Origin of the sequence: Caballeronia sp. (assembly GCF_049581465.1) — a bacterium.
GTDB lineage: Bacteria > Pseudomonadota > Gammaproteobacteria > Burkholderiales > Burkholderiaceae > Caballeronia.
The window spans coordinates 1-1,579 of record NZ_JBAUSA010000919.1; the positions used below are offsets into that span (position 1 = coordinate 1).

Annotated in this window: 2 protein-coding genes; both read left to right on the top strand. The window is 61.4% G+C overall.

All coding sequences use genetic code 11. The features are described 5' to 3' along the window. On the top strand, positions 1-638 hold a 638-nt coding region (locus tag WCA53_RS22605; RefSeq protein WP_423915755.1), incomplete at its 5' end, for a Gfo/Idh/MocA family protein. A 115-nt stretch (positions 639-753) separates the two neighbouring features. Then, positions 754-1,287, top strand: a complete 534-nt coding sequence (locus WCA53_RS22610; RefSeq protein WP_423915758.1) for a metal-dependent hydrolase — start codon at positions 754-756, stop codon at positions 1,285-1,287. Positions 1,288-1,579 lie beyond the last annotated feature (292 nt).

Here is a 1,579-nt window from a genome sequence, read left to right on the forward strand (position 1 = left end):
GGCGTATCCTGATGGTTGGGCACCTGCTCGAGTACCACCCCGCCGTCACCCATCTGAAGGAGCTGCTCGATGCGGACGAGCTGGGCTCGCTCTACTACGTGTACGGCAACCGCGTCAACTTGGGCAAGCTGCGCGCCGAGGAGAATGCGCTGTGGAGCCTTGGCGCGCACGACGTGTCGGTCGTCTTGCACCTGATTGGCGAGGAGCCGGTCGAGTGCTCCGCGCACGGCGAGTCATACGTGCGTGGAGGAGTTCAGGACGTCGTCTTCTGCTACCTGCGCTTTCCCTCGGGGCAAGTGGCTCACCTGCACCTCTCCTGGCTCGACCCCCACAAGGAGCGACGCATCACCGTCGTCGGCTCCAAGCGCATGGCCACGTTCGACGATATGCGCACAGAGGGCAAGCTGACCGTCTACGACAAGGGCTTTGACGAGGACGCAAACTCATGGGGCGAGTACATAACCCGCGCGGGCGAGTCTTTCTCTCCGCGCCTTGCCAACGCCGAGCCGCTGCGTCTTGAGTGCGAGCATTTCATCGACTGCATCCGCGAGGGGCGCACGCCACGCTCAGATGGGCGCAGCGGGCTGCGTGTCGTGCGCGTGCTGGAGGAGCTGCAGCGCTCGCTTGAGGGTGCGTAATTGCTCAATCCGGCATGCGTAAATGCACAGTCTGGGCTGCGTAAACGCACAGTCCGTCTTGCATAAATACTCAAACTGAGCCACGGCTCGGCGCTTAGCACTAACCTGCCGGGCGATGCACCCCTACCGCGGCTGGCCGTTCCTCACCTCCCCCCAGTACCCGACGCTCTCCGCCGTGGGGGCGTTCTTCATTCACGGCGCGATCAGCCTGTTGGTGGTTTTCCCAATCGTGTGGCGCAGCGACAAACGTCTTCTCTTCGGCGTCCTCGCCTTCCTCGGCGGCCCCGCGGTCGATCTCGATCACGTCGTGGCCGCCGGCAGCTTTCGCCCGCACGCGCTCGAGACCCTGAATCACCGGCCCGATACTCACAGCCTGCTGTTCGCGCTTGCGCTTACGCTGTTGGTCTATCTCATCAGTCGCAGTAAGCAACTCAGCTGGTCGGTATTGGCGATCATTGTCTCTCACCTGCTGTTCGACGCGGCCGGCGGTGACGAGTACTGGGCCTACCCGCTGAAGCACCCCAACTCGATCCCGTGGCTTGCCTGCCCGATCGGGATCGCGCTGCTGTTCTGGGTCAGTAGGCGCGTCGCCTCAGACCCATCGTATGAGCGCGGCGGCGATGGTCGGCAACTCTCCGCTCAGACTTGACATTCCACTAGCAGGAATCTTTCTTTCCGTCAGTTGAAATTTTGGCCAAATGGCCAAACGATCGTCCCGTTCCGCTGAACCACGATTTCACCCTTTTGAACTGAATTTAAATATAAAAAGACACCTTCCAATATTCGTCCAGTCTGCTAGGGTGCGGCTCAAGCACGGCTGGTAGGCACGGTGGGGCCGACCAGCGGGTGGTGGCCGACAAGCGAGCTTCTTAGGAGGTTTCTCTCAGCGGGGAGTGTTCGACTCCCGCAATGCGTTTGGCTTTGCGAAAGAGAGTCAGTGG